The 25916-nt window shown below is 33.9% G+C and carries 32 protein-coding genes, 2 pseudogenes and 1 riboswitch; of the genes and pseudogenes, 31 read left to right on the forward strand and 3 right to left on the reverse strand.

Annotated features, from left to right (window positions below; genetic code table 11):
- Nucleotides 1-133: 133 nt before the first annotated feature.
- A complete protein-coding gene (locus tag ACQKNZ_RS07385) occupies nucleotides 134-586 on the reverse strand; it encodes a hypothetical protein (protein ID WP_427658823.1) in 453 nt (150 codons plus the stop codon).
- Between the two features lie 143 nt (nucleotides 587-729).
- Here ACQKNZ_RS07385 and ACQKNZ_RS07390 point away from each other — a divergent pair, with 143 nt between their 5' ends.
- The 20 genes from ACQKNZ_RS07390 to ACQKNZ_RS07485 all read left to right on the forward strand — a co-directional run bounded on the left by ACQKNZ_RS07390 (nucleotide 730) and on the right by ACQKNZ_RS07485 (nucleotide 15734).
- Nucleotides 730-864 (forward strand): DUF1963 domain-containing protein, encoded by a 135-nt coding sequence (locus tag ACQKNZ_RS07390; protein WP_154312320.1) that lies wholly within the window; start codon nucleotides 730-732, stop codon nucleotides 862-864.
- A gap of 138 nt (nucleotides 865-1002) precedes the next feature.
- Nucleotides 1003-1104: riboswitch (purine riboswitch) on the forward strand.
- Between the two features lie 157 nt (nucleotides 1105-1261).
- On the forward strand, nucleotides 1262-2557 hold the full coding sequence (locus ACQKNZ_RS07395) for an NCS2 family permease (RefSeq protein WP_427658824.1): 1296 nt from the start codon (nucleotides 1262-1264) through the stop codon (nucleotides 2555-2557).
- 256 nt (nucleotides 2558-2813) lie between these two features.
- Nucleotides 2814-3383, forward strand: coding sequence for an SF0329 family protein (locus ACQKNZ_RS07400; protein WP_151110340.1), 570 nt, complete (start codon nucleotides 2814-2816; stop codon nucleotides 3381-3383).
- 331 nt (nucleotides 3384-3714) lie between these two features.
- Nucleotides 3715-4644 carry a DNA/RNA non-specific endonuclease gene (locus ACQKNZ_RS07405; RefSeq protein WP_427658826.1) on the forward strand — a complete coding sequence of 310 codons (930 nt, stop codon included), beginning with the start codon at nucleotides 3715-3717 and terminating at the stop codon, nucleotides 4642-4644.
- A gap of 534 nt (nucleotides 4645-5178) precedes the next feature.
- A complete protein-coding gene (locus ACQKNZ_RS07410; RefSeq protein ID WP_427658828.1) occupies nucleotides 5179-5763 on the forward strand; it encodes a hypothetical protein in 585 nt (194 codons plus the stop codon).
- 272 nt (nucleotides 5764-6035) lie between these two features.
- The gene (locus ACQKNZ_RS07415; RefSeq protein WP_427658830.1) at nucleotides 6036-7031 is read left to right on the forward strand and encodes a hypothetical protein; all 996 of its coding nucleotides are present in this window, start codon (nucleotides 6036-6038) and stop codon (nucleotides 7029-7031) included.
- Between the two features lie 334 nt (nucleotides 7032-7365).
- Nucleotides 7366-7569 (forward strand): hypothetical protein, encoded by a 204-nt coding sequence (locus tag ACQKNZ_RS07420; protein ID WP_144538215.1) that lies wholly within the window; start codon nucleotides 7366-7368, stop codon nucleotides 7567-7569.
- A gap of 12 nt (nucleotides 7570-7581) precedes the next feature.
- Nucleotides 7582-7833, forward strand: a complete 252-nt coding sequence (locus tag ACQKNZ_RS07425; protein ID WP_427658832.1) for a phage holin — start codon at nucleotides 7582-7584, stop codon at nucleotides 7831-7833.
- Nucleotides 7833-8024, forward strand: a complete 192-nt coding sequence (locus ACQKNZ_RS07430) for a hypothetical protein (protein WP_427658834.1) — start codon at nucleotides 7833-7835, stop codon at nucleotides 8022-8024. Before ACQKNZ_RS07425 ends, ACQKNZ_RS07430 begins: the two co-directional genes overlap by 1 nt.
- Nucleotides 8021-8179 (forward strand): hypothetical protein, encoded by a 159-nt coding sequence (locus ACQKNZ_RS07435; RefSeq protein WP_427658836.1) that lies wholly within the window; start codon nucleotides 8021-8023, stop codon nucleotides 8177-8179. The genes ACQKNZ_RS07430 and ACQKNZ_RS07435 overlap by 4 nt, the downstream gene beginning before the upstream one ends.
- Before the next feature lie 406 nt (nucleotides 8180-8585).
- Entirely contained in the window at nucleotides 8586-9647 is a 1062-nt protein-coding gene (locus ACQKNZ_RS07440; RefSeq protein WP_427658838.1) for a glycine rich domain-containing protein, read from the forward strand.
- 131 nt (nucleotides 9648-9778) lie between these two features.
- A complete protein-coding gene (locus ACQKNZ_RS07445) occupies nucleotides 9779-9976 on the forward strand; it encodes a transcriptional regulator (RefSeq protein WP_427658840.1) in 198 nt (65 codons plus the stop codon).
- Complete coding sequence (locus tag ACQKNZ_RS07450) at nucleotides 9976-10170, forward strand: hypothetical protein (protein WP_427658842.1); 195 nt, start codon at nucleotides 9976-9978, stop codon at nucleotides 10168-10170. The genes ACQKNZ_RS07445 and ACQKNZ_RS07450 overlap by 1 nt, the downstream gene beginning before the upstream one ends.
- Nucleotides 10171-10190: 20 nt before the next feature.
- The gene (locus ACQKNZ_RS07455; protein ID WP_427658844.1) at nucleotides 10191-10490 is read left to right on the forward strand and encodes a YolD-like family protein; all 300 of its coding nucleotides are present in this window, start codon (nucleotides 10191-10193) and stop codon (nucleotides 10488-10490) included.
- Nucleotides 10491-10596: 106 nt separating this feature from the next.
- On the forward strand, nucleotides 10597-10767 hold the full coding sequence (locus ACQKNZ_RS07460) for a hypothetical protein (protein ID WP_427658846.1): 171 nt from the start codon (nucleotides 10597-10599) through the stop codon (nucleotides 10765-10767).
- Between the two features lie 773 nt (nucleotides 10768-11540).
- Nucleotides 11541-13220 (forward strand): ribonuclease YeeF family protein, encoded by a 1680-nt coding sequence (locus ACQKNZ_RS07465; RefSeq protein WP_427658848.1) that lies wholly within the window; start codon nucleotides 11541-11543, stop codon nucleotides 13218-13220.
- Between the two features lie 21 nt (nucleotides 13221-13241).
- Nucleotides 13242-13559 (forward strand): hypothetical protein, encoded by a 318-nt coding sequence (locus tag ACQKNZ_RS07470; RefSeq protein WP_154311011.1) that lies wholly within the window; start codon nucleotides 13242-13244, stop codon nucleotides 13557-13559.
- Between the two features lie 561 nt (nucleotides 13560-14120).
- A complete protein-coding gene (locus tag ACQKNZ_RS07475; protein WP_427658850.1) occupies nucleotides 14121-14285 on the forward strand; it encodes a hypothetical protein in 165 nt (54 codons plus the stop codon).
- 170 nt (nucleotides 14286-14455) lie between these two features.
- The gene (locus ACQKNZ_RS07480) at nucleotides 14456-14707 is read left to right on the forward strand and encodes a hypothetical protein (RefSeq protein ID WP_154311010.1); all 252 of its coding nucleotides are present in this window, start codon (nucleotides 14456-14458) and stop codon (nucleotides 14705-14707) included.
- Nucleotides 14708-15278: 571 nt separating this feature from the next.
- Entirely contained in the window at nucleotides 15279-15734 is a 456-nt protein-coding gene (locus ACQKNZ_RS07485; RefSeq protein ID WP_427658852.1) for a hypothetical protein, read from the forward strand.
- A 124-nt stretch (nucleotides 15735-15858) separates the two neighbouring features.
- On the opposite strand, the gene ACQKNZ_RS07490 is transcribed toward ACQKNZ_RS07485, so the two are convergent.
- Entirely contained in the window at nucleotides 15859-16371 is a 513-nt protein-coding gene (locus ACQKNZ_RS07490) for a hypothetical protein (RefSeq protein WP_427658854.1), read from the reverse strand.
- A 1023-nt stretch (nucleotides 16372-17394) separates the two neighbouring features.
- Here ACQKNZ_RS07490 and ACQKNZ_RS07495 point away from each other — a divergent pair.
- From ACQKNZ_RS07495 to ACQKNZ_RS07525, 7 genes and pseudogenes are all read left to right on the forward strand, one after another.
- Nucleotides 17395-18003 (forward strand): annotated as a pseudogene (locus ACQKNZ_RS07495) (transglutaminase-like domain-containing protein).
- A gap of 175 nt (nucleotides 18004-18178) precedes the next feature.
- Complete coding sequence (locus ACQKNZ_RS07500) at nucleotides 18179-18571, forward strand: hypothetical protein (RefSeq protein WP_427658856.1); 393 nt, start codon at nucleotides 18179-18181, stop codon at nucleotides 18569-18571.
- A gap of 61 nt (nucleotides 18572-18632) precedes the next feature.
- On the forward strand, nucleotides 18633-18878 hold the full coding sequence (locus ACQKNZ_RS07505) for a hypothetical protein (protein WP_427658858.1): 246 nt from the start codon (nucleotides 18633-18635) through the stop codon (nucleotides 18876-18878).
- A 105-nt stretch (nucleotides 18879-18983) separates the two neighbouring features.
- On the forward strand, nucleotides 18984-19106 hold the full coding sequence (locus ACQKNZ_RS07510; RefSeq protein ID WP_427658860.1) for a hypothetical protein: 123 nt from the start codon (nucleotides 18984-18986) through the stop codon (nucleotides 19104-19106).
- A gap of 16 nt (nucleotides 19107-19122) precedes the next feature.
- Nucleotides 19123-19629 (forward strand): hypothetical protein, encoded by a 507-nt coding sequence (locus tag ACQKNZ_RS07515; protein WP_427658862.1) that lies wholly within the window; start codon nucleotides 19123-19125, stop codon nucleotides 19627-19629.
- 185 nt (nucleotides 19630-19814) lie between these two features.
- A complete protein-coding gene (locus tag ACQKNZ_RS07520) occupies nucleotides 19815-20276 on the forward strand; it encodes a GyrI-like domain-containing protein (protein ID WP_427658864.1) in 462 nt (153 codons plus the stop codon).
- Between the two features lie 95 nt (nucleotides 20277-20371).
- Nucleotides 20372-20671 (forward strand): hypothetical protein, encoded by a 300-nt coding sequence (locus tag ACQKNZ_RS07525; protein WP_191696601.1) that lies wholly within the window; start codon nucleotides 20372-20374, stop codon nucleotides 20669-20671.
- Between the two features lie 59 nt (nucleotides 20672-20730).
- On the opposite strand, the pseudogene xerA reads toward ACQKNZ_RS07525, so the two are convergent.
- Nucleotides 20731-21572 (reverse strand): annotated as a pseudogene (gene xerA / locus ACQKNZ_RS07530) (site-specific tyrosine recombinase/integron integrase).
- A 343-nt stretch (nucleotides 21573-21915) separates the two neighbouring features.
- On the opposite strand from xerA, the gene ACQKNZ_RS07535 reads away from it, so the two are divergent.
- From ACQKNZ_RS07535 to ACQKNZ_RS07550, 4 genes are all read left to right on the forward strand, one after another.
- Nucleotides 21916-22725, forward strand: a complete 810-nt coding sequence (locus ACQKNZ_RS07535; protein ID WP_427658866.1) for a MerR family transcriptional regulator — start codon at nucleotides 21916-21918, stop codon at nucleotides 22723-22725.
- Nucleotides 22726-22845: 120 nt separating this feature from the next.
- Nucleotides 22846-23613 carry a CPBP family intramembrane glutamic endopeptidase gene (locus tag ACQKNZ_RS07540; RefSeq protein WP_427658932.1) on the forward strand — a complete coding sequence of 256 codons (768 nt, stop codon included), beginning with the start codon at nucleotides 22846-22848 and terminating at the stop codon, nucleotides 23611-23613.
- Between the two features lie 378 nt (nucleotides 23614-23991).
- Nucleotides 23992-24237, forward strand: a complete 246-nt coding sequence (locus ACQKNZ_RS07545; RefSeq protein WP_427658868.1) for a hypothetical protein — start codon at nucleotides 23992-23994, stop codon at nucleotides 24235-24237.
- Between the two features lie 141 nt (nucleotides 24238-24378).
- Nucleotides 24379-25104 carry an alpha/beta fold hydrolase gene (locus ACQKNZ_RS07550; RefSeq protein ID WP_427658870.1) on the forward strand — a complete coding sequence of 242 codons (726 nt, stop codon included), beginning with the start codon at nucleotides 24379-24381 and terminating at the stop codon, nucleotides 25102-25104.
- Nucleotides 25105-25916: the final 812 nt, after the last annotated feature.

Here is a 25916-nt window from a genome sequence, read left to right on the forward strand (position 1 = left end):
AATAAAAAGTTTAAGTAACCATCAAGTAAATCACTAGAGTGGAGTGTTGTTAATTGATTCTTGTAATACTAACTTTAAATGGAAAGTGATTTATTAATAGACTTAGGGTATGGTGAAACAAATAGAATGATTTCTATTCATTCTGATTTTTATTAAAATAATGAAATGTTGCATTCTTTGGCAATACACTTTTAACCATTTTAATTTCATTTTCATTAGGATTCTCTATATTAATTTCAGAACCCCAATGTGAAGATTCAAAGAATAAATTGCCCTTAAATTTTAGAAAGATCGAAAACCATTTTACTTCTCCGTGATTATTTAAACTTTCTTTTAAAATATAGTTAATTAGATTTTGATTTATATCCCCAACAAAACTAACCATTTTTAAACGGTCTAAACAAATTTTTTTTAGATCCGTTTTCAAACTTAACTCTTTAATAGTTTCGACTTCTTCGTTCCATAAATGAAATTCTATAGAGTCTGCAGATTTTATAAAATATTTAATGAAAGAAAACCAATATTTATAATCTTGCGTGCCATTTTCTTCTGAAAAATTTACATAGATAAAAAAATTATTCTCCATCCAATCCCACCTCATATTTTTAAGTTACTTAATGTACCATTCAATATCCGCTGATTCCCTTTAGAGGATGCTCCATAATCTTGCCATTAGCTTAATAATAAAATTATACACTAGCATATGATCCAACACCTGGGTCAGAATGGATCCCACTATTAACAGTTGATTCAGATGAAAGTCTTGAGTGGTGTTGGCATGACGGCGATAAATTAATGATATTCATTGAAAAAGAACGACTAAATAATTTTGACTTTAGTAGGCTAAAGTCAGATGCAGGCTAAAGAGAAATATATATGTAGATCTAGTGTCTTCTAAAACTTTTGCTCTTTTTAGAATTTTTTTACATCTGTTGCTAAAAAATAATTCCAATTTATACTATTGACGGTTTAAATTAAACTTGTTATCATTCTCCTAATGTTTTTAAAAGAATAGATATACCTTGTATAATTTCAAGAATACGGCTTGAAAGTTTCTACCAGCTACCAATAAATAGCTTGTCTACAAGGAATGGGAAATTAATGATGTTTTTTATTCCATTTTTTGTAGAAAAGCTTTGGCCAATTAGTGGTCAAAGCTTTTTTTATATTAAGAGGATAATAAAATGATTTGGTTGGAAAACTAAATTCGAAGTCATTCCCTTTCAATTCTTAATTATAGGAAATAGGAGATTACAACAACATGAGAAACTTTTTTAAATTTATAGAACGGAACACTTCCTATAAGCAGGAATCACTCGCAGGGATAACGACTTTCCTATCTATAGCTTATATATTAGTCGTAAATCCTATTATTCTAAGTCAATCTGGGATGGATAGTGGAGCTGTATTCACGGCAACTGCTCTTACTGCAATCATCGGAACACTACTTATGGGTTTACTTGCTAACTACCCAATCGCAATTGCACCTAGTATGGGATTGAATTCATTTTTCACTTTTTCGGTCTGTATTGGGATGGGAATAGAATGGCAAGTCGCTTTGACTGGTGTTTTTGTTGCGGGAATCATTTTTATGCTTTTAAGTTTAATGAAAATCCGAGAGAAAATCATCAATATCATTCCACTGGATTTAAAATATGCAATAGCTTCTGGAATTGGTTTCTTCATCACATTTATTGGGCTAAAAAATGGAGGAATTATTACTGGCAATCCAGATACATTTGTTTCCATCGGAGATTTAACTTCACCTATGACCCTACTAGCAATTATTAGTCTTATCCTTACTATTGTTATGTTAGTTCGTGGAATAAGGGGCGGAATTTTCTACGGGATGGTCATTACAACGATTATTGGTATGATTTTTGGATTAATTGATGTTCCTTCATCAATTGTTGGAAGTATACCGAGCATTAAACCAACATTTGGTGTTGTATTTTATCATTTAGATGAGATTTTTACACCAGAAATACTGACAGTTATTTTCACTTTTTTAATCGTTGCCTTTTTTGATACAGCTGGCGCATTAATTGCACTTACTAGTCAAGCAGGAATGATGAAAGGTAACACGATTCCAAATATCGGAAAAGGTCTACTTGCTGATTCTTCTGCTGGTGCAATTGGCGCTATTTTAGGTACATCGACACCTGCTACGAGTGTTGAATCTTCCGCTGGTATTGCTGTCGGAGGAAGAACAGGCTTTACGTCTGTCGTGATTGCAGCTTGTTTTGTAATTGCTTTATTCTTTTCACCACTAGTTGCAGTTATTTCAGTCGAGGTTACAGCAGCTGCATTAATTATTGTAGGCGCATTAATGGCAATGGAGATCAGTAAAATAAACTGGACTAAATTAGAAATTGTCATTCCGTCATTTTTAACAATTATTATGATGCCTCTTACTTCTAGTGTGGCAATCGGAATCGGATTGGGTTTTGTTCTTTATCCAATTTGTTTAGTTGCACAAAAGCGTTTTAAAGAAGTTCATCCAATCATGTATATACTTTGTTTATTATTCATTTTATACTTTGCTTTTATCGTATAGGCAGAGAATTAGAGGACTGTGAGAATACAGTTTCTGGGTAATTAAATTAAAAGAGACATAGATTAGTTCAGCTAATTTATGTCTTTTTTATTATATGAACATAGCATCCATATTTTGCTCATAGACTACTTTCGATACATCACGAACTCTAGTCACACTTAAACCTTGTAATTAGTAGAATAGGTGTTATTGTATTATAAATACTAAAACTAATGCCTCGATAAAAATTTATATTTTAAAGATTAAGGAGAATCTCATGAGCTGGAGCAAATTGAAGAAAAACTTGGAGAGTTATCTCTGTCCTGCATTATATGGAAGGGTTGAATACAGTGCAAGCAGCTACCGTTATTTACCTGATAAATCCGGACTTTGTTATATTACGGTAGATAGAAAGAATGTACTGAATATGAGTGATAAAACTAACATAATCAAATGGTATCTGACTGAGCAGGAAATAAAAAATGATTCAACTATCCAAATACCTATCAACATTGAGGAAATTGAAGCGGTGAAAAAAGAAAGCAATGGTATAATTCCGGAAGATCGTTTACAAGTAATTGCAAGGGGTAGAAAATTATCAGAATATGCAAAGGAGCTTTTGTCAGCGCAGTCATCATTAAGCAAATCAAATTTTGTAATTGTAGCTAATAAGTTTTTATCCACTCCTATAGAGGAAAGCATAGAGAGTAATGATATATTATTGAATGTTCTTGCTTTGGTAGACAGACGGCTTGGCAAAAAACGAATTTTAAACATGTCGGAGAAGATGAAGTTAAAACATCCAATTGTGCAGTATTTTTATAAACTACGGCTCAGTACGTTATGATAATAAAATAACGTGAAAGTATGCCACAATCAAATGGAATAAACCAAAACCAAGAAAAATATGCTTACATTAAAGAGTTTCTTACCTTATTGAGTAAGAAACTCTTTAATGTTTTTGCGTCGTACTATGGTTTAAGCCCCGAATATCGACTACGAACTTAGTAAAACCTTATTTCACTTATGGGCTTCTGCACATTTCAGACAAACTACCTGCTGAAATACAGTAAATCTTAAAATTTACTATTATCAATAGGCTAACAATAATGTTAGTCTATACTAGTTCCGAAATTTTTAGAATGAACAATATGAAACTATTATAGGAGAGTCCTAAAGTGAAAAAGAAAATGAAATATTTAATTATACTTTTAACGGCCATCTTAATGGTTGGTTGTACAAACGTAGAAGACGCAGCCATTTCAGATGTAACAATTCCTCAAGACATACCCACAGAATCAAATCTAAATAGTGAAAAAGAAGAAACTACCCCTACTGTTGTGGAACCAGTAATTGAAGAAGTATCAACACAACCAAATGAGAATCTTTTTTCAGGATACAAACTTATCGAAGTTGATGGGGGAGATTTGTCCGGACATCGTGAATCTATCGTGGTCGTTGACATTGGTTACGGGGAACGTGAATATTGGGCATTTACGAATGAACACGGGCAGCTAGTACGTGTCATTGCTGAAGAAATCACTCTACAAGATGACAGTACCGAGCCTGTATTATCGTCTGGCAGATACTACTCTGATGAGGCTAAGGTGCCGGGTGTTGAAAGTGACTTTTTAGATGAAGGACATATCATTGCTGATTCTCTCGGAGGGGTATCTAATGCTTATAATATTACCCCACAAGAAAGTACACTTAACCGACATGGTGATCAAGCGTATATGGAAGATGCCATTCGTAAAGCGGGTGGAGCTACTAATTTTGTAGCAATTATCACATATCCTAATACAGAAACGCAGATTCCCTCAAGCTATCAGTATACCTATACGATAATGGGTAACGAGATCGTTGATACATTTGACAATGTGAACCCTGATGAAGTAAATGCATCCCTTGGTTTAACAGAGAGTGAACCTTCCAGTTCAACCAGTTCCAACACAAACGAAGATATTTCCAGTGTGGATACAAACGGTAATGGACAGGTAACCATTAAAGAAGCAAAAGCAGCAGGGTTTAGTATGCCAATCACCAGTGATCATTGGTTATACCCATATATGCATGATAATGATAAGGACGGTATGGTAGGTGAGTAAGTTCTTAGAGCTAAAATAGTGATTCAAAGAACATAATGCATCACTGAACATTAGAGGGATTCAACCAACACATATTACCTGAAAAGAATTATGGGCACTTTTTCGTCAGATTACAAGTTAAGCCAGAAAAACAGATAAATAAAAAAAGGGAGATTGTTTTTAAGCAAACTCCCTTTTTCATTTGAATTACCCACTTGCTCATGATAATGTAAAGAATAATATAAGGTTTAATTTTACTACACAATATTCACTAATTTTAATACTAGCGATGATTTCAATTGGGCCAATATGGGAAGAAATATATTTTAGAGGAATATTAATCATATACTCTAAAATTAAACTTCCAGCTTGGTTAAGTGTGTAATCTTATATATTCCCTCTAGTTTTCTTTAGCTTTATACACGCGGACTATCCATTATTCGGTTTGTTATTAGGTATTATTTTAACTATTGTTGTATTAATCAATCTGATTTGCATATAGAAAATCATAAATATTATCCTCCATTAGATTTCAATGCATGGTATGAGGGATACTTGATTAACAAAGGAAATCCTGATCCCAAAATACAACCATCTATTGGACCTGAAGAGAAGTATGGAAAAACATATAAAAGGGGATTACAGAAATTTAGTGATTTCTCTGACCCAAATTACTATTTGGGTATGGCTATTTTTCATGAAAATAAATACAACAGAGATGGCGTTTATTGGTTTGGTGGCAATAGTTATGCACTTAAAGAAGAAGGGCAAGTAAAAGCCTACTTTTATTATGGACAAGACTTAGTAAATGAAGCAATAGATCGTATTGGCCCCAAAGGTACTTTTCCATTAATGAATAAAGTCATGTGGGGGAAAACGGAACTATGGAAAGGGCAACTTGGAAAAGTAACTATCAAAAAAACTGTGACTTTATGGAAACGTATAAACAATGGACAATTAGAAAAAGTGCGAGAACTAAAACAAGGTGATGAATTTAGAGTGTACAGATATTTAGTTGAAGAAGAATTATATGGAGTTGGGTCTGGAATGTATTTAAAGAACAATTCATCTGAAATACTCTATGAAACTCCATCTAAGAAAAACATACGTCTCATTAGAATCATGAATGGTGAAGAGTAATATATCCAGATGAGACTACATTGGAACTTGTTGCGTCGTTTGAAATAACTAATATTTAACTGAGAACGTCCAAAATGGGCGTTTTTTTTAGTTGCAGAAAAGTATGAAGATTAATGAAAATGAATTTAAATGCTTTAAAAGGACGTTGATAATATTTTAATTGACTATACTAAAGTAATGTATAAATATGAAAAAATAAAAAATATATGTACAAAAAAGGAAGAAAGTGCTAATATTCATTTTGCAAGTAGTAAATAAGACGGAGGAACATTATGAAGATACCATTAAAAAAACTGGTAGGCACTTTGAGTTTGGCACTTATTTTCTTTAGTTACCAATCAGTTTCAGTCTTTGCAAAAGATTTAACAATAGTAACTGTAGAAAAAAGTGATGAAAATCAGGAACTAATTGTGTCTGAGGATTCAATCGTAAATGCTGAACTAGGGACATTAATACCTAAAATGATTGTTAAAGATGGTGCTGAAATTGTTGAAATTAATGCTGAAGTCCACACTCTTGAAGTAATCTCACAAAATACAGTAGAACTAATAGGTGATGGTAACATTACTGAAGTTATTATTTCTACTCAGAGTAATGTAGCTATTAATACAACTGGTAACATTAACAAGCTTCAAATTACAAACAGTGCTTCAAGAATCGTAGTTAAAGAAGGTACTAAAATTGCTGAATTAAGAATTCCAGTAGGGACAAAAGTAACTGACATTATTACTAACTATGAACAAGCAAAAGACAGATTTGAAAATATTATAGGTGGTGAATCAGTTCAACCAGAGAGCCCTGAGTTAACAACACCTCCAGCAGAAGAACCGCCAGTAGTTGAAGAGGAGCCAACAACACCACCAGTAGTGGAGGAGGAACCAACAACGCCACCAGTAGTGGAAGAAGAACCAATTTCTCCTCCAGTAACAATGTCAATGGCGTACAATGACAAGCCTATCGAACCGGTAACAAGTTTATTAGAAGGTTATATGTGGAGTCTTTTCCGAGTAACTTTGACAGGCGATACGTTTAAATCAAACTTTAGAGTTGATAATGTTCAATTCGGAGGCGATTTGGCTGGTTTATCTATTAATGGATATGTGCCTCCTGGAAGTTCTTATTGGGGGTTAGGTATGAATGAAGTAATTTTAGATGGAGTAAATGGTACAATAACCAATGAGACTGGTCATGGTACAATTACATTAGACGGTACATCGTTAGAGGGTGGCAAGAGCGTAACATTAAATGTCACAGTCAGTGCTCCATAAGAAATAACTTAATATCAACAGAGAACGTCCATCTGGGCGTTCTTTTTATTTTATAAAAAGGGGTGAGATGATGCCTAAAGGAAGTCAATCCATGTATGAAAGAGTTAAAACTCAAGGGGAGTAACTTGATAACCACGAAGAACGACTAACTGATCATGATATACGTATAGAGATATTAGAAAAAGGAAAGCAAGAACACGAAGACCGTTTAAAAACACTAGAAGAGGCTTCAATGCGTTTAGAAAATACAATATTAACTGAAAACAAAGAGACACGAACAGTTATGAGGGAGCAAGCTGATAAGATGTAGAAGTTTGTTCTAGTAGAAAATGCAATGAACTATCAAAGTGCTCAAACAACACAGGAACATGAGATAAAAAAGCAAGAGCATGAATTAACAAAGAAAGAACATGACTTGAAAATGCAAAGAATGAACACTATTGCGACAGTATTCTTAAAAATATGCGGTGGCTTTTTTACTCTCTTGTCTTCTGGCGGAGCTCTATATTACTTAATCACAAATTATTTTAATAACTAGGAGGTCATTTATATGACAGGCGATAAATTAAAACAATACGTAGCATTATTTGGAGGATGGCTATCAGCTGTCCTTTTGTTTTTGGGTACTTTAAATGTTTCTTTAGAATGGTTTAACCAAAATAGTATCGTCGCTTTTGTAGTTGTTTTAGGGACAAGTGTTCCATTTGTACTTGTGATGTATGTAGTATGGAAGAACACTTATTTAATGAAGAAAAATGCTAAAGAACAGGAAGAATTATTAAAACGTCAGGGGATGAAGTAATGGTATCTTTAAACTATGAAGTTAAGCATATTAAAAAGCACCATACTACCCGAACTGGAAACAAATTATTAAAGGTGATGGCAGATGTAATTCATTTTACAGCAAACAATGGTGCTACTGCTGATAACCATTTCACTTATTTCAACACTACTTTACCTAATGCGAATGATAAGTTACCTACAGATAAGTGAATAACGTAAATAAGGATATTGCAAGTGTTTCCAGCACTGATAAAATTATGTGGGGGAAAACAGAGCTTAAAAAAGGACAGATAGGTAAGCTTACAATACTCAAGCCTATTAATCAGTGGTCTGAAAAAGATGGTGAGCTGGGCAATGTTGGATAAACTAAATAGCAAGAAATAGCACTAAGCCCTGCTCACTTAATTGTGGGTAGGGCTTTTTTTATTTATTCTAATAATCTAAAAAATAATTATTCCATTATGGACTCTATAATCAATTATGTAATATAGAGCGTTCTTTTTTGTATGAATAAAAACAAAACCATTAACATTCCTCAGTATTAGAATGTTTTATATTAGTTTAATATTAGAAAAGCGGAAAATTATACTATTATGATTACTCGAAGATATTCGACTAAAGGGGAGAAAATATGAAAAGAAAGCTATAGAAAGAAATAATGGTTACTGTTTTATTCGTTTCGACAATATTGTCATTTTCACCAATTGTTCACGGAAAAACAACTTCCGTCCAGCAGTCAGATGATGCAATAAACAGAATAGGAGTTGAAAGATGTTGAGAGAAGAAGGGCAATCATCAAGAAAGAATTCTTTATTCCGTACAAAAAGATTACGAAAATACTTTATAATTTTTGCTTTAACAACAATATCTTTTGTTACGGGAATATCAAATGCATTTGCTGCAACCATAGTAGAATTTGATTACACAGGTCATGTACAGAGTTGGATTGCACCAAAAGCGGGGAAATATCAATTAGAGGTATGGGGAGCTCAAGGAGGCCAGTCGGGTTGGAATGGAACTGAAGGAATGAAGGGAGCTTATAGTTCCGGAAGTATTGAATTAAAAGAAGGCGAGAGTTTGGAGATTTACGTAGGTGGAGCAGGTAAACCGGGAAATTACGGTAATCATTCTAGTGGCGGTTGGAATGGTGGAGGTGAAGGTGGACTATATCATGGAGGTTCAGGTGGTGGAGCTACAGATATCCGTAAAGATGGAATATCAGACAATGACAGAATTATAGTGGCTGGTGGCGGTGGAGGCGCAGGGCAGGAAAATGATCAAGGTTTTTCAACGGATATTGGTGGTAACAATTCCTCTACAGGTGAAAAAGGTATTTACGATAATGGTGGTGGCGGCGGTGGATTTCTAGGTGGCAAAAGTGGAACAGGAGGTCCTGATGGCCAGAATTCTGGGACGGATGATCAAGGGGGTTCTTCTGGTTCATCTTTCTTTGGGATATTAAAAGATGGTGTTATCCAATACTATGTAAGAGAAGGAAATGGTTACGCTAAGATTACTCTTATTGAACTGCAACAAGCTGTAAAAGAAGGGAAAATAGTAGATACCACTCCACCAAAGACAAAAATTGAAATAAACTCTAGCCCGCTTGTTGAAGATTTATACAATTCGGATTTGACAATTTATTTATCTGCAACTGACGATATATCAGGGGTAAATCGAATTGAATACAAAATAGATGGTAGTGAGTGGATCCCTTATAATGAGGTTGTAATTCTTACTAAAGACGGGGTCTCAGCATTTGAATACAGGAGTATAGATAACGAGGGAAATACCGAAGCTACGAATTACGTTTCAATAAATATAAAAAAATAACATCAAATTTGGTGGCTATATTAGCCACTTTTTTTTATTTTCATAAAATCCCTAGTTGAAAAAAACAAACAAACGTTCGTGTAATGAAGTAAAAGTAACGGGCAAGTGTTCGTTTTTTAATTTTAAGGTCGATGAAATCCAATCAAGTATCCGAAATGATCTACATGAAAAACAATGGTGAAATCAGTAAACGAAGAGTAAAGGTGCTAAGTGTTTCAAAGGATTCATTCCAGGCTTATTGTTTCTTGAGAGGTACAAAAAGGATATTTAAAATTGAGAATGTACTTGCCTTTGTTCCTATTATATATAAAGAAAGAACGGTGATTTAATGAAGAAGAGACAGCAGGATATTTATGATTTTATTGAAGAATACATATCTGAAAGACATTACTCACCTACAGTAAGAGAAATAGCTAATGCAGTTGGATTAAGTTCTACATCTAGCGTACACGGACATCTGAATAGAATGAGAAGAAGGGGTACATTGATTTTATTGATTCTCGTCCAAGGACCATACAAATAACATAAAAGGGAGTATGGTATATGAGCATACATGATGAGTTTTTCGAAGAAATCAAAAAATCAAAGTATCCAATAGATCCACGAATAAATATTAAATGGGGAACATCTATGATGCTTACCGAACATGTGGTAATGCTGCGTGATTATCATGAAGAAGTTAAAAGAGAACCTAAGCCAGAGTTAACTGAATACGACTATGTAACATTATCTGAAGCAATTGAGCTAGCTTATACTACAAAAGGTGACACGAAAATAAAGCGCTGGAAGGATGGACAATTTATTTATAATAGAGGAATCATCGAGGAATCATCGAGGAAATAGATTTAAAGCCTAGAAAAATACAACTGCAGGACCCCTTTTATTCCCTATCATTAAAGTTAGATGAAATAGTCGATGTAACTATAATGGATTAAAGGTTGTGAATGTATTGGATAGAACGGAAGAACTATTAAATAAATTATTAGATGAACATTCTCTAGAAGTAATACTTGGTGCATTAGAAGAAATGTCACGTATGAATAGAGAAGAATTAATTATAAATCGAGCTGAATCTACGGAGCCCGAAAAAGCTAAAAACTACAAAAAAACACGTTTTTAATAAATGTATCGTTCACGAAAGAAGGATTTTCACTTGTATTTTAGGTAATAAATTGAATTAAGAAGAGCCTTAAACCATTGAGGTTAAAGGCTTTTGACTAGATGGTCCCGACTGGTCTCGAACCAGCGCCCCCCACCTTGTCGAATTTGTAAACCTTATATAACCTGGTTACATTGATTCGATTAAGTTAAATAAGTCAGGTCTTATAGGGTTTTCAAGACAGTGAAAATCATTTCAGTAAATTAAGATCAGTACAGAAAATTAATTGTGCTGACAAATTGCGGACAAAAGAGTAAACAGGTGGTCTGTATTACTCTCTAGATAAAAACAGATTGCTACAGGTTCGGTAATAACTAACCGTTAAGATGACTTATTGGTTAAATAGTTAGAATGGGTTACCTAATAGAATACTCTCTACGTGTATAACAAGATATATTCATTAGACCCGACATTGTATAAATAGAAAGACCACATTAAGAGCAAAATTATTAATGACAATAGTAATAAAAATCTATATTTATCACTCCCTATCTAATTACTATTTTCCTTCGTCAGTAGTGAAAGAGTATCAGAATATTTTATGTATACTTATACGTAAGGTTTAATTTCGCGATTATTTTAACTTATCCCTTTACCTCTTTGTGCGAAAATGGAATATTATAACTATTGATAGTTTGCTAGAGGGGGAGAAGAATGTTCACCTATGGGGCATTATTGTATACTAAAAGATATAGTGAAATGAGTTTTTCTAACCATGTGATGAGGACAAGCCTATGAAGGTATTGGATGTAGATTTATTGCAAGATGGATTACAGCGAAACATTACAATGTTAGAAAGATTAAATACTGAAATAAAAACAATCCAGCGTGGAGTCGAAGGACTAGTTCAGATGGAGGAACAATTAAAAGGAGAAGGAGGAGGTGCCATTCGCTCCTTTTATGAGGAATGTCATTTACCATTTCTTCAGTTTTTTCAATTGTTTTCCCACCATTCTCAACAAGTGCTTTATCAAATTGGCAAAGCTCTTCACTCACTTGAACCGGACCCATCAGGTTACATATTAGAAGAATTCTTAGAGGGAGAACTGGAGCAGGGATTGACACTTATAGGCAAACTAACCGCTAGTCTAACAGCCGAAGCAAACAGTATCATGGATCAGGTGAGTGACATTGTATGTCTGCCCCATTTAGATGATAGCGCAGTGCAGGAGGGGGTTATTAGTTCTAAGAGAAAACGTGATGATACCCTCTCGCAACTGTATGAATTTGATGCAACACAGACGACTGCTTTAAACAATATGGAACAGGATATTCGGACAATGGAAACATGGCTCTCTGATATAGAAGGGATGTTTAAAAGTGGGCTAACGGATGTTCATTTTCAAGCAGATAACTGGGGAGCATTGACTGCTAAAAATAATTTGAAGACAGAATTGGCGTATCGTACATCTCCTATTGCCGTACTTTCCTCCATAATGAATAGAGAAAATCAGTTGACGACTATGCTCCATGCATTTATAGCTGTAAATGGTCCAATACGATTTGGCTATGGTGGTTTAATCGGGATACACAATCCTTTTGTGGGTACAGATATGCTTGCCTTATCATGTGCTAGACCAGAGGGCAATGGTACGGAACAAGAAAATATTGATCAAAATCTATTCGTAAAATCCTTCCACAGTTTCAAAGGCATTGCTCAAGACTTTTGGGATGGTGTACGCATACGACGTGAAAAAGCACTACATTCTCCGTATGATTTTATAAACTATTGGACTTTTGGGATTTCTGATGGAATTGTGTCAGGATCCAAAGAAAGAAGTGCCAAGATGTTCGACTCAAAACTAGACTTTTTAAATTATGCTACGTTTGGTTTTAGTGGAATGGTCAAAGAGGCGTTCTTACCAGATGACCCTTTGTCCAAAGAGCATTGGCAAAATAGCTTTGGATTTGTTGGAAGCATAATTGGACTTAAATTGGCAGCAACTCCATCACCGGTTAAGAAGCCTGGAAATGCTGCGGGGGATGGTAAAGTAATAGATGATGTGAAAAATGTGACTGAAAGTACAGGTAACACTGGGCAAGGAACATCTAAGGGGACGGGTGAAGTTGGTTGGAGTATGTCTAAAGGTGGAGGTATAATAAATGGGAGAAAGTATTCTCAGCATGCTTTGGAAAGAATGGCACCTGACATTCCAGAAGTAAAAGCTAAGTTAACAAATAGAGCAATCAAAAAAGCTGAAGACTTAGGATTTAAACCACAAACAAAGGAATTTAGTGACCTTATTAAAAAATATGTAGATCCAAGAGATATTCCCCCTTCAGTTATTGAAGACGCTATAATGAATACGAAAAAGGTGCCCGGTAATAGAAGCGGAACCTTTGTTCATGAAACACAGGATGTCAAAGTTATTGTAAATCAAGCAGGCGATGTGATTACTGTTCTACCGAAATAATTAAAAAAAGGGTGAATACGGATGTTTATAAAGTATGATGAATATGATCTATTAGGGCTTTTTCAAAGTGAGCCAGTCAGCATAACGGGCAATATAGATGATGGAGAATTACTTTATACTTACAAAGATGAAACAAATTTCAAGGTAATTTTAACTTTAGATGTATATAAACAAACGAGTAGTTTAAGTATTACTTTTAACGATTCTATAGTATTTACAGGTGATTTTAATAATGTAACAAATATTAAAAAAGATGATAAAGCTTTTTTAATATATGTAGGTGAAGAAGCGAGAATAAAAGTTAAATTTTATAAACAAATTGGAGTAGAATTACTTTAATATAGGCAAATTTATTAGTAAAAAACATATAAAACAATTTTGATATTTTTACCGATAATCAGAAGGTGAGGTACTTAATGCTTATAAATAACGTTATTGTTGTTATTCCATGTGCAGAATGTTCACTAACGAGGCGCACCACAAAGGTGCGCTATTTTTTTATTTATGGCTATGTTATTTTAATTATATTTAATTGATCTATTAAGTAAATTGGAACTTTTTTTTGCGATTTCTTTTATAAAATCTTCTGGAGTTTTATCCCATTTATAATAAGATTCACTAGTTATTGTTTCAATTACTTCTTTACCTAAATTGTGGGTGTTAGAGTAACTAGAATTCTTTAGCAAAGTCTCTTTTAATGAATTTCTTAAGTTTATATTAAAAGCTGGATAATAAGAAAAATCATTCAAAAAGTAAAAATATTCACTTTCTAAAAATTTAGAATCCTCACCTTTTGGCGATAATGTTAATGATGGAGCTAAGGGTACCGATAAAGTTCAAACTGGGGGCAGGGAACTTTCAGTTGATGAATATCTAAAGCAACTTGATAAAGCAGAAGAGATGTATGAATCCTTTAGAAAATCCAAAACTGATGTCCAGTCTATTGCTAACAGTACTGGAATGACCGAACAGCGAGTACAAAGAATAAAGAAGCATTTATTTATCAAAGAGCACATAAAAGAACATGGAATCGGACGCTTTGAATCAGATTATCAAATTGCATAAGCTTGGGATAGGCTTCAAAAAGGTACTTATAACAAGAATGATATTGATTTACTGAATCATGAACTTTTTGAATCAAAATTTGAAGGAATATTCAAAACAGATTACAGGACCGCACACGATAAAACAGTTGAATCTGGGCGTCCGTGGTATCCAGCAGAGGAGGAGTAAAAATGGCTTCGTATGTTTTACTATTAAAGGAATATGAAGATGATGAAACTGTAGTTTACAAATTTGGACCTAATGAAGAGTTTATGGGTAAAATTGAGTTAAATAAAATAACCAGAAAGTTTTCAGAGTTAGAAAGTTTACCTGATCAAAATATTCCATCTAAGTTTTATTTTGATCGAGCTGCTCAAAGATTGGCAGTTTGCCTTGTAAGAGAAAATGGTATATTTCCAGATAAAACAGCTTTTGAATCATAATAGACATAAAAAAATCTTGTTGGGTGGAGGGCACTGACTATACTTTTTGAGACAGGAATAAAACACCCTATTCATGCAGGCAATTGACGGTATTAAACCTGAGATTGGCTGTTTGTTTTCGTTTGAATCATGGATTAAGTGAGTGATATTGTTGGTCTACCCCATTTAGTTCAGTGCAATTTAATTTATGTAGAATAGTGAGGTTTTTAATCTACGGTGGGGTTGCTACAAGAAAGATTAACGCAAAAACTACTGAAAAGTCAATAGGAAGGATTAAAGGAAGAAAAGGGTAGTTTTCAACCGAGTGGGAGAAAAGGATATCAGGAGATCCTATCTTGCATATATTAATTTATTTCGAAATAGATGGGACTAAATTGGCTGATTATGTTAATATCTGAATAATATTGTGAAGGTTTTCACTTGAACTAACGAAGCAGTTTAGTTGAAGAAGAAGGTTTATTTGCGATTGTGGTGAATAAGTTAATATATGTAGATTATTGAACAAAAACTAATAAGTAAGCGTAACAGTAGGGTTAATCTACACGTCTATACCTTTAAAGGGGGAAGGTTTATGAAAAAATGTCTGTTTATATTATTAGTTCTTATTAGTTTTACTATAACGGGATGTTCAAGAGATGGATTATCAGGTGAAAAACCACCAGAAGTCAATATAAATATCGGAAATGAAAACTATGAAACAAAGCTAGGTACTTATTGTTGGAATGATGGATGTGTTGATACTGTTGGACCTGTTGAACTCTTGAAGGGGAAAGTACCTATTAAAGTGAACCCAGGAGAGAAAATATCTTTTTTAATGGAATATGAACCAAAACCAAATGAATTCCATCTGAAGCAGGTTAGTGAAAGTAATGAAGAAAATGAAGTCTTGATTATAGAAAATAGCTTTTCCGCACCTACTCAAAAAGGAGTTTATTATTATTCTTATGGCGTATGGTGGATGGATGATAAGGAAGAGAACTTATCTCATGGAGATGCTTTTTATGCATTTGTTCTAGAAGTAAAATAATTCTTTTTCACTAACGAGTGCTTTACTTCAAGAAGGAGTAAAGCATTTTTTCTTCTTAAACTAAAGGGGCAGGTTAGTTCAATAACAAAACAAAACCGCTGAAAGAGTCAGCGGTTTCTGCATTTTAATTAGACTCATTTAGAATATTTGCCAAGCCACTATCATCCCCATATTGGAATTTACCTATCTTACCTTCTTCTTTTGTAGAGAAGAGAATAACACCTTTTACTTCAGCAGTTTCTTCTTTATTACCATCTTTTTGATAACCTACCTTTGCGGTAAAGTTATAACTATTTGCGGTTGGTTCATCTTGTTTTATAGTCACATCATTTAAACTCAACTGATACCCGAAATCGTAAGCAAGAGTTGGATACTGAGTTCCTCCGTAAGCACTAATGAAAATATCCAGTCCATCCTCAGTAAAGTAAGGTCCGTATGTCTCGTCAATATACTTTTTAAACTCAAGGTTTTGTCCTCTTCCATCTTTGACAATCCAATATTCAGGTTTTGAGTATTCGTTCAATTTTTCGTCTACCCCATCAAATTGCAGTTCCAATACTTTTTGGATAACCTCATTATTTGTGTCTTCAGTAATAGCTTGTTCAGAACAAGCCGATAATGTTGAAAATACAAGCATTAGACCTACAAGAAATAATGATAGTTTAGTTTTTTAATTTTGAACCATTTTAATCACTCTCCTTTAGCTGTTTATACAGAATTTTCAATAAAAGGTTTCAATTATTTGAATTTTTTTACATAACAACCAATATGGAAGTGGTAAGACATCACTTCTTCAACTAACGAGGTGCTTGTGCGGCCGAGCCTAGGTCGTATCATATAGCGGGTGGGATTCCCGTCGAGAAAGAACTAGCCATTCACTCGTAGCGAGTCTTGGAGGGCTAATGGTAACATTAGTCTTTAAGCGTAAACAGTTAGGTGGCGGGCCGAAAGCCAACTGGTTGAAGGGATTGAGCTCCATCATGTTAGTAAATCAAGAGGGCTGATGCTTTAAGCACGGCAGAAAGCTACATTTTATCCATCGTTAAAGGCAAGAAGGATAAAGCCTCTCTGGAGTCAGAGACCTTGGCACGTCACACATGGATATGATACGGCAACTCGGGATGCCCTACAGGTCTTTTCTTCTTATAGAAGCGTATGGTGTACAAGCGATAATAAGCGAGGAAGCCAAATGCCGTTGTAGGGAGTCGGATAGCAGCGTAGTACCAATGAAGTTGGGTAATGCCGATGGAGGAAAGGCTGCTACCAAATGATCACCCTCACTAGGGACGCATTTACTACACACAGCGGTAGAAATAATAAATGTAAACTAAACTATTGAGGATAGCAGAATCACCATTTTGTGAAGGATGATTTGGAGGAGTCGTGTGCGTAAATAGCGCAAGCACGGTTCTGTGAGGGGGGGAACACAATCTACCGTAAGGTAGAGAGGTTCCCTTCTACTCGACTAGTAAAAATAAGGCCATCAATTTGGTGGTCTATTTCTATGTCCAATACATTAAGTTGATTCCAGATATGCATTGAATGTTACACTTAAACTAACGGTGCAGGTTAGGTCATTAAAACACCTTTTAATTATTTGTAATATTCTGTATAATAATTACGCTACTTAAATATTTATTCATTAAATAAGGGGGATTTTATGAACTTGGTTTGTGAGTCTGAAAAACTAGATGATTACTTACTCGAATTAAATGAAGTTAATTATTCCAATCCAATAATAAAAAAGAAAGTAAGGGAGCTTTTCAATACATCTTAAACGGAAATTGAAAAAGCTAAAATAGCTTTTGAATTTGTTCGTGATGAGATTTCTCATTCTTGGGATATTCAATCAACACGAATTACTTGTAATGCTTCGGACGTTTTAAGCTTTAAAGAGGGAATTTGCTACGCTAAGTCTCACCTATTAGCTTCTTTATTGCGTTCACAGGGAATACCAACAGGTTTTTGTTATCAAAGATTGATGTTGTTTGATACTCCAGATAAAGGATATTGTATTCACGCTTTGAATGCTATCTTCTTTAATTCACTTAATAAATGGTTTAGGGTAGATGCTCGTGGCAATAAAAAAGGAATTGATGCTCAATTTTCATTTGAAGAGGAAAAGTTGGCTTTTCTAGTCAATGAGGAACTTGATGAAAAGGATTATCCAATTATCTATACTAAGCCCCACCCTAAAACAGTGGCTGTTTTAGAAGAACATACGAATGCATTAGAAATGTATAAACGTCACTTACCAGAGAGTTTATAGTTGCTTCACTAACGAGGTGCTTTAGCAAAATATGGCCATCATTCGATGGTCTATATTTATGTCCAAAATATTAAGTTGATCTCAGATATACATTGTGAAATATTACACTTAAACTAACGCAGCAGTTTAGTTGAATAAGCATAAGTGTAATAACTAATTAAAAGGTGGAATTATTATGATAGAAAAGAGCAATCGAAATATATGGATAGGAGCCGAAGAGTGGGAAGAATGGAATGTTGAGGATGTAAATACTGATGTCAAGGTGACTCTTCCAGACCGTTCTGTTTGGATGGTAACATTTTTCACATACAAAAACATTCAGTCACTAAGAGAGAAGAATGAACAGACAGGCGAATGTATGAATGGAACATACTTTCAAGCAAGCGATATGGTTCTAATTGATATTGCAAGTAGAGAACGAATTGTTGAAGTCATTGATTACCTTACCGATAGTGGTGAGTTTGAATCAATTTTTACTAAGTACCCAAATGTAGATGCTGAAGAGGACCATTTGTATCCAGAGGGTTTTTTTAAAAAAAATGATGAGGAAACATCCTTATTGAACTAAAGTAGCAGGTTAGTTGAACAAAGATTATCATATTGGGTATATGTTTAAAAGGAGATTTAAAATGAGAGATTACGAAAATAAAGTTGCTTGGTGTCCAATTTGTTCGCAGGGATGGATTGAAATTGTTAAAGATACGATTACGGATGAATTATTCGTTTTGTGTAGTGAATGTGAAAATGAATGGGATAGTCCATTAGAAATTACAGTTTCCAATGCTAGAGAGGAAGTTTCGGAAAATCTTGTTTCTGAACCAACAAAAGAAGAAATTATTCAAATTAAATGGGATAAATATATTTTAGAAGAGTAATGTTATCTTCAACTAAAGGAGCAGTTTAGTTCAATAAGAAATGTCATAAATAATTTTCATTAAGCTTGGAATAATACACCTAAAGATACTTTGAGGTGAAGAAAAATGACCAGAACTATTTCCCTATTCCTGCTTTCATTTTGTTTGTTATTTTTATTGACCGAATTTGCAACTGCAAACAATAAGCCCAGTCCTTATGAAGAAGAAGAAGTTGGCTTAAATATATAATAATGAGGCGATGATAATGATAGAGAAAGATCAAGGAGAAATTAACGAAATAGTTTACAATAACACTGTTTACTACAATGGAAAATATAGATATTATCCGACTATTACAGGTTTAATGGGCTTATTAGATGAAATTATTAGTTCCAATTCAACTACCGACTACATTAGAATTACACCGTTTTATATCAATGAAAAATTAAATAGTCAAATCGAGTTCGAAGAATATATGTTCTTTATAGAATGTAGAGATTGGTTAGACGAGAAGATTCAGGAGAAGCACATTATCGAATGTCTTAATGTTCCAGATACCCCAAGACCACTTAATGATTTGAGAATAGGGACAGTTCTATTTCCTTTATGTCAAAATTACGATGTAGCTTCTTATAAAAAGGCACTTGAGAAGTACAAGGAAATTTTAGGAGAACTTATACTTAAAATGATGGAAATTGCAAAATCAGAAATGAGATTAAAAGAAGAACACTTACCTTTTGGATATTTCTGCTTTGAAATTCATAGTGGGTAATACATTTGTTGTTCAACTAACTGGTGCTTTACTTCAAGAAGAGAATGGTAAAAAGTTGAATAATTATAAATTAATTAACTTGGAAATACAGTCAGTAAAAAGCAAAAAAAGACAGGGAAAATAAATTAACTTTTAATATACTTATAAGAGGTTAAATAATATTTTCAAATAGGTGGGGTTTTGTTATGGAGTTCAAGGAAATTATTAAGGAAGCATTTGTAATAGTAGGTTATAGTGCAGCAGGCAAATGGAGTGGTAACATCATTTATCCAATTCCTGATTTATGGCAAAAATCGAATAAATTTATTTTTGAAAACAATGTAGAAAAAATTGTAGGTGTTTGCCTTCCTCCAAGGAGTAACCATTACTTCTATACTTGCGGAATTGAGATAGAGTCTGTCGATTATGAGAAAGTTGAAGAAGGAATGACTTTACACACTTTTCCCCAACAAAAATATGTTGTATTTAAACATATTGGTCCATCTAATGGTATTTCAAATACATATCAGGAGCTATGGCAGGTATTTGATAATGAAGGTTACACCATAAAAGAAGGTATGCCTGAAATTGAAATAGTCAAAACTAATATGTTCGGAAAAGAAAAAACAGGTGAGTATGAAATGGAAATCTGGGTACCAGTGCAATAATTGTTATACCTATTAACCTACGGGTGCTTTACTTCAAGAAGAAGGAGTAAAGCCTTTTTTCTTAATCAACTAAAGGGGTAGGTTAGTTTAATAAGGTGAAAAACAGGTACAATAACACCATTGATGGAATTGAGGTAATAATTTTGTGGGAAGCAGTTATAGTTGGATTATTTGGGATTGGCTTCTTTGTTTTAGGTTTTAGACACAACAAGAAAATCCATAAAGAAGAGGGCACAGGCACTGGGATAAATGAATCATTAATACTTTCATTCATTGTTGAAGGGTTATTTTGGATATTTGATAAACTTCCATACTGGGTCGCTAAAACTTTATATTTTATATTATCTATTGTTTTATTTGTTTGGAGTTATATTTTATTTAGAGATTCATATTAAATTAACGGGTGCTTTAGTCAAGTAGAGCAACGTCTCTAAAGACGTTGCTCCTTTTACATTTAAAAGTACTTTTGATAATACTCTTTCCTTAACCTTCCGCTTAATTGAGCGTAGATCCTAGTTGTTTCACTTTTCTCATGCCCCATTAGACTTTGTATCACCTCAATAGGAGCTCCATTATTCATCAAATGAGTTGCGTAGCTATGTCTAAGTTGGTGTGGATGAATCTCTTTGTTAATTTCCGCACGATTGGAGATTCGCTTGATGATGTATCGCATTTGGGCAACACTCATTTTATGTGGCTGTCTTGCAGTTACAAAGATTGCTGGATTATGATCATTACGACTTTCCATATAGCGTTTAAGCCATATATCACAACGTGTATTAAAATAAACTTCCCTCTCCTTATCGCCCTTTCCCCTCACGATCGCGGATTGATTGGTCCAATTAATATGGTTCTTTTCTAAGAAAACAATTTCTCCAATTCGACAACCGGTAGAAAACATGAATTCAAAGATTGCTTTTTCTATTGCGGAATGACAGGATTCACGAAGGTGTTCAATCTCCCGTTCGGTTAAATACTTGGGTATCCGCTTCCCCACTTTGGGTTCTTTAATCTTGGAAGTTGGATTCTTACAAAGAATGCCTTCTTCATGAGACCAACGAAAAAATGATTTCATAAAGCGAATACGATGTGCAAGACTGGCTGGTTTTAAATGCTTACAGGATATAGCAAGATATTCCTTTAGTTGACTTGTATCCAGCAATGCCATCTCTGTACATCTTTAAAATAATTAATTAGTAGCGAAGACTGTAACTGGTAGGCTTTCAACGTTTGTGGTGAAAAGCCTTCTATTCGCTTATCCGCTTCAAACGAAGCCCATGCTTTTGACAGTAACAATTCCATTCCCCCTAAGATAGTACTATTAAAAGGATTATTGCCAACTTAATAGAATTATAGACATAGGGTATATTTTTACTAACGCAGCAGGTTAGTTTAATAAGAATACAAAAAGAGAACCTAATTTAATTGTAGTTATGTAAAAAGATTGTTCGTTTAACACTTGGTTCAATCATATAAATAAAGATTGATTAAAATAATCCTCTATTAATATTAATTGGATATCTATCAAATTATGTAGTTTTTTAAGATATATTTGATCATATTAATAAAATCCGTGATTATGTAGAAAAATTTTTATAATTATTCTATGAATAGTATATCTTTAGGAGGTCAATATGAAATGGAAAGGAATACATATAGAACAAGTCAATTATTTGAAATTCTAGGTGTATCAAGAGATGCACTAAGGTATTACGAGAAACAAGGAATTGTAAAACCGAACCATGATGAATCAAATAATTATCGTCAATATAATGATTATGATATTTATACATTATTGGTTGCAGATTTTTATATAAAGAGAAACTTATCTATGAAAGAAGTTAGAAATCTACAGGATGGAAGAGCAATAGAAGAACTGGAAACTTTATTAGAAATAAAAGCCGAACAATTAGAAGAAACCATACGAAATAATAAATTCATGCTTCAAAAAATAAAAGAAACAAAAGCATTCTGTGAGGAATTAGAAGAACATTTAAACCAATACTCTATAAGGAAATTCCCAATCTATGAAGTAATCAATGAGTTTTCTGACTTTTATTCCTTTCTGGAGTATCCTACCATATTGGAAAATATGGATATGATGAAGGATGATATTCTTAGCAAAATCATGAGGAAATTTACTTTTGATAAAAACGGGTTTCTAGATTCCAGGATGTATATTGTTGAAAAGCATGAAACGATACATAAGAATAAAAGCGGATGTTATTTACAATATTCTAAATGTATCTATACAATCGTTGAGGATGGCAGGTATCAAAATGGAAATAATGATATTAAAGATAAAGTATTTGAATCTACTTTAAAATGGGGAAACGAACAAGGACTTAAACCAAAAGGGGTTGCTTTTGTTAATACTCGTCTTATTACATATCTTGATACCAAAGAACGAGCCTTCTTAGAAATATATATTCCTGTTGAAGAAGAGTAAAATACTTTTTATTGATATTGACCTGGGGGTAACACCATAGTTTATCTTTATAACCAATGGAACAAGTTCAAACTGTTCTATTGGTTTTTTATATATAGGAGGGTGTTTGGTTTGAGTGGAATGTTAAAAAAGTATATTTTATGGACATATGTCATGTTCTTTGTTTTTCTTATTGTCATTGGGCTGACAATGTTTCTATTAAAGTCTCAGCCCATTGTAGATATATTAATAGTGCTATCATCATGGACGTCTACATTTGTCTTCGTAACAATGTTCTGTAAAATATACCCTCAAGGGAATCTATGGAACTTTATAAAAAGCCAATTTAGGGAGAGAATCAGAATATCAACGGTATTGTGTGTCGTACTTATTCAATTTTTGGTTTTGATTGGTAGTCTTTTAATGACAAACAAAGTGTGGGGTTTGCCCATACATGAACAAATAACTCTTTCGTGGACTTCACTTCTTATCGTATTTGGCTACAATTTAATCCTAGGACCACTCGGGGAAGAATTAGGGTGGAGGGGATTTGTATTAACTGAATTGCAAAAAAGATTCAGTCCATTAAAATCAGCCATTATCGTTGGATTGGTTTGGGGTTTCTGGCATACACCGTTATGGCTTATGTCAGGTTACTCTGGATTACAATTGGTGCAATATATCATTTGTTTTTTGGGTGCCATTGTTGCTATATCAATCATCATAACTGCAATTTATAACTTGAATCATAATCTCATTATTCCTATTATGATCCACCAACTTTTCAATTATTTTATGGGCATTCAAGTTGGAAACGTACTTAATATTCTTACAGTTACCTTTGTATTATATTTAATAGTGGCTGTAGTTTTAGTCTTAGTTAATTATAAAAAGTGCTTATACAGGTAATTGAATGGAGAATCTGGTTTGTGCAAAAGACTGGACAAAGATTTGGTTTATGTGACTCTAATGATTAGCGTCTTATGCGGTACCTTCAAACAGCAACTGTTTCAGGTTTCAGTTTCAGTGAACTGTATCATATAGTAAGTGTGTTAAGTTTGAATAGGAAAATTAAAACACATAAAGTAAATTAAGTTTTTAGTGGTGCTTATTCAACTAACGAGGTGCTTTAGCAAAATATGGCCATCATTCTGATGGTCTATTTTTATGTCCAAAACATTAAGTTGATCCCAGATACGCATTGTGAAATGTTACACTTAAACTAACGCAGCAGTTTAGTTGAAGAAGGTTTATAATATTGGTTATCTGTATAAAAGGAGTTTTCAAATGGGATTTTATGAAAATAAAGTTGCTTGGTGTCCAATTTGTTCCCAAGGATGGCTTGAAATTGTCAAAGACACAATTACCGATGAATTATTCATTTTGTGCAGTGAATGTGAAAATGAATGGGATAATCCAGTAGAAATAACAATTTCCACTGCCAGAGAGGAAGTTTCGGAAAATATAGTTTCAGAACCAACACTAGAAGAAATTTCTCAAATAAATTGGAATAAATACATTTTAAAAGAGTAATGTTAACTTCTGCTAACGGGTGCTTTACTTCAAGAAGGAGTAAAGCCTTTTTCTTATTCAACTAAAGCAGCAGGTTAGTTTAAGAAAGGGTTTGTTTTATCTAAGTAGAGTTCTTTAAGCAGATAACAAAGGGTGATATTGGTGGTTGAAAAATACATTGCAGTTGAAAATGGCAGGATATGGACTGAAAAAAGAGGGAAAGGCAGTGTTCCAGTCATTTTAATAAGTGGCGGACCTGGATCTAGTAATTATTTAGAACCATTGTCTTTTCTAATTGATGATATTTGTGAGGTTATAATGTTTGATCCTAAAGGTTGTGGTCGTTCCGATTATGATGGAAACGGGTATGATTTAGAATCTTGTCTTAATGACATGGAAAGAATTCGTAAAGAGTACGGGTTTAAAAAGTGGGTGGTAATTGGTCACTCTTGGGGAGCTGATTTAGGTTTAGCTTACTCATTGTTATTTCCTCAGTCTATTTTAGGATATGTATCTATATCGGGAACTGGAGTACAAAATGATAGGGACTGGAAGGATGTCTATAATCGTAAGAAAGAAGAAATTGGTGAATTGAAACCAGATTTTGAGTATGAGGCTAATATGATGGTTCATCGTTCGCTGATTAATTCTTGGAGAGCATTCATTAAAAAACCACTGTTACTAAAGGATATCTCACAACTTCAAATACCCTCAATGTTCATTTATGCAGAAAATGATATTCGTCCTTCTTGGTCAATTAGGCAGATTTCCAGTCTTATTAGTAATTCTAGATATATCGAAATTAAAGGGGCTGAACACTATATTTGGCTTAATAAAAAGAATGAATTAGGTGAAGTTCTCAGAGCATTTATTAAAACATTTTTTTAATTTACTTCCAGATAAGACAATAATAAAGTTGAGGTTTGGGAACGTTTTAGTGACTTTTGCTTATTCAACTCCCATGAAAATTAAAAAACGCACAAAATCTATAAAAATACATAACAAAAAAGACTCAGAAATAGCTTTTTTAAAAAAGGCTGAGCCTTCAGAATGTTTATATTAAATTAAAAGGTACATCAAGAATCAGCTCCATTCTTGTAAGAATAAAGGGTGGCTGGTGCAATAACCAGAGTAGGATTAATCTCCCATGAGTGCTACTCGTATTGAGTGCGACAGTCTGTGATGCACCGTGGTCGTCGGAGTCAGACTAACGGATGGGCTCAATGGCACCATAGTTGATCGACCTTCTTCGCCAGCCGTAGTATCCTATACCCGATTTTCACATTTTCATTCTCTGTGGTGTAGAGCTGGTTTTGCGCTACATGGATGGCTAACGGGTGCTTTCGTATTATAAGGTTAACCATTTTTTACTGGTTGACCTTATTTTTATAGGATTTAATATATCAGTAGCCAGGGTAGGACGTACGGGTGCGTGGGACAATGATCCCGTCGGCTAAACTGTCCACCCCCTACTTGTAGAAACATGTTTGAGGCTGGTTGGGACATAGATCTCGTATAACAAGCGAAGCTATGACACTATAAGGAGGAACAGGGGTACTGGTGAGTTAGTCAGAGGAGGAAGTTAAATGAACCCAGTAGTTGGTCTGGATGTGGCAAAAGGAGAGAGCCAAGTTCAGGCATTTTTAGATAAATCGAAGCCGTTTGGAAAGAGTTATTCTATGAAGCATACACGAGAGGAT

The organism is Psychrobacillus sp. NPDC093200, assembly GCF_050280345.1.
GTDB lineage: Bacteria > Bacillota > Bacilli > Bacillales_A > Planococcaceae > Psychrobacillus > Psychrobacillus faecigallinarum.